Raw genomic sequence first — 2,066 nt, 5'->3', positions numbered from 1 at the left:
TGCACATTTAACAAACATCCGTAATGATTAATAAAAATAGTACATTTGAAGTCGGCACTGTTCAAGCCCGCAAACGTTATGGCCAAGCGATTGAGGTATACCGGCAGATAATAATACCGACCTAAAGGTCAATCTTTGGAATTCCGTGCAATTAATTAAATTAGCTGCTTAAAAAGGGATGTCAGAAAGTTTTACAGAACTGTTAAAAGATCATATTCGGTTTTCCTATACCTGTTTTGACAGGATCGTATTACGTGGTTATTTGCCGAACTTATTTATTGAGGGCAGTGTAATAGCATTGTTACGTAATTTGGGTTTTAACAAACATACAAACGGCGTTTTCAAGACACTGACAGATCAACTTAACTCACATATTAAAAAGGTTGCTGATATTCTTGGAGTCACGGTTCATTGGTGGGGAGAATCTGAAAAGAAAAAGTATCGTACTAAGATGGATTTTGTTAGTGATCATTATTCTACTGTTATAAAGAAATGCAGTAATAAAAGCAGGGTAATCTGCATTATAAAGTCATTGGAAAACACTAGGACGTTTGCGAATAAAGAAGTAAAAACCAAGGCAGGAAAATCATTTACAAAGATGTTTTCGTGTAATATACTCGTGTTAATCAGGTTTGCGAAAAATCAAGCTTGAATTAATTGAAAATTATCAGTCATTAAACTCTCAAGTTCACTTTTATATTTTTCTATGTTTTGGAAAAATTCCATACATTTTTCTTTAAAAACTGCAAAATTTTCACAATACTTATTATATGTTATATTTTTCTTAAAAAACTTCCATAATCGCTCTATAATGTTGAGATTAGGGGAATAGGGAGGTAGAAAGACTATTTTTAGGCGTTTGTTTGTTTCTAAGTATTCGTTCACTAATATTGATTTGTAATATCTTGCGTTATCACAAATAATGTAAATTATTCCTGTCTTTTGCCTTTGGCTTAGTTGTTCAAATAATTTTATAGTTGATTGACTATTAATCATTTCATCTTCTCTTATAGTGACCTCATGATCTTCTAAATTATAAGCGCCATTTAAGTTTATTCTTTGTCGTCCAGAATTAGATTTAAGTTCTTTTTGTACCCCCTTTTTTATCCAACCATAAGCAGGTTGTGAATTATGCTGGGGATGACAACCATCCATAAAATAAATCTTATCTTCTGTTGATTTAGTTGCTTTTAAGTCTTCATATTCTTCTATGAAGATAGTCTGCTTTTCCTTATCTGCCTTGCCAGGTATATGTTTTGGTTTCTTATACGTATAACCTAAATTATGTAAAAAGGAGGTCATTCCATTTATCGTATAAAAAATTCCAAATTCATTTTCTACATAAGCAACTATTTCTTTGGAGGTTAAATATATATTGTCTTCTAAATGCTGGTCTAATTGTATTTGTTCTTCTATGGTTAACTTTGGTGTACCTCCTCTAAAATTGTCAGAGAGTAGTTTGTAAATTCCACCTTCCTGATATTCGTTAAAATATCTACGCAAAGTACTATCGTCAAGTAATAACAATTCTGTTATTGATTCATATGATAAGCCTTTATTTAAACACAGAATGGTTTTTATTCGATCTGCCTGTTTAATTGTCTTGCAACGTTTATGCTCTTGTTTGAGCATATCTTCTTGTTCTATGGTGAGAAATCTTTTCAAACTGTCTATGATTTGATCTCGCAAACATAATGGATCAAATCGTAATCTGATTAGTTTTAGCTCTTTAGTTATCCCCAAAATTGTCAATTGACCTCTTATTTCTAAAAGTAACATTGTTAATATGTTAATAACTCTGCGTTTTGAGATTTTTTCGCATTACTGTTTCAGACCAGTATACTATCAACAGCCATCCGTTAATAACTTTGTAAGCTGCATTTTCGGCAAAGTTCTTTTTTTTACGATATTCACACCATTCAGAAATGCCGGAAAAACAATTGATTATGACTCGTCTAATCTGCCTTTTTACATCCTTCATATTTGTGTTCTCCTCCCTTCCGGTACTCCCGAACGGCGATTACGGAGTCAATACCGATAAAGATTCTGCTGATTCACAATACAGC

1 protein-coding gene is annotated in these 2,066 nt (G+C 32.3%); it reads right to left on the bottom strand.

Annotated features, from left to right (window positions below; translation table 11 throughout):
- Positions 1-642: 642 nt before the first annotated feature.
- On the bottom strand, positions 643-1,632 hold the full coding sequence (locus tag KJ554_15540) for an IS630 family transposase (protein MBU0743744.1): 990 nt from the start codon (positions 1,630-1,632) through the stop codon (positions 643-645).
- Between the last annotated feature and the right edge of the window lie 434 nt (positions 1,633-2,066).

Source organism: bacterium (assembly GCA_018814885.1).
Classification (GTDB): domain Bacteria; phylum Krumholzibacteriota; class Krumholzibacteriia; order LZORAL124-64-63; family LZORAL124-64-63; genus JAHIYU01.
Note: the sequence above shows the minus strand (reverse complement) of the source record. Positions and strands in the feature narration are given on the sequence as shown.

What these genes read in the sequence shown, in the direction of transcription:
- KJ554_15540 (MBU0743744.1), bottom strand. Translation starts at nt 1,632, where the DNA reads ATGCTCAAACAAGAGCATAAACGTTGCAAGACAATTAAACAGGCAGAT.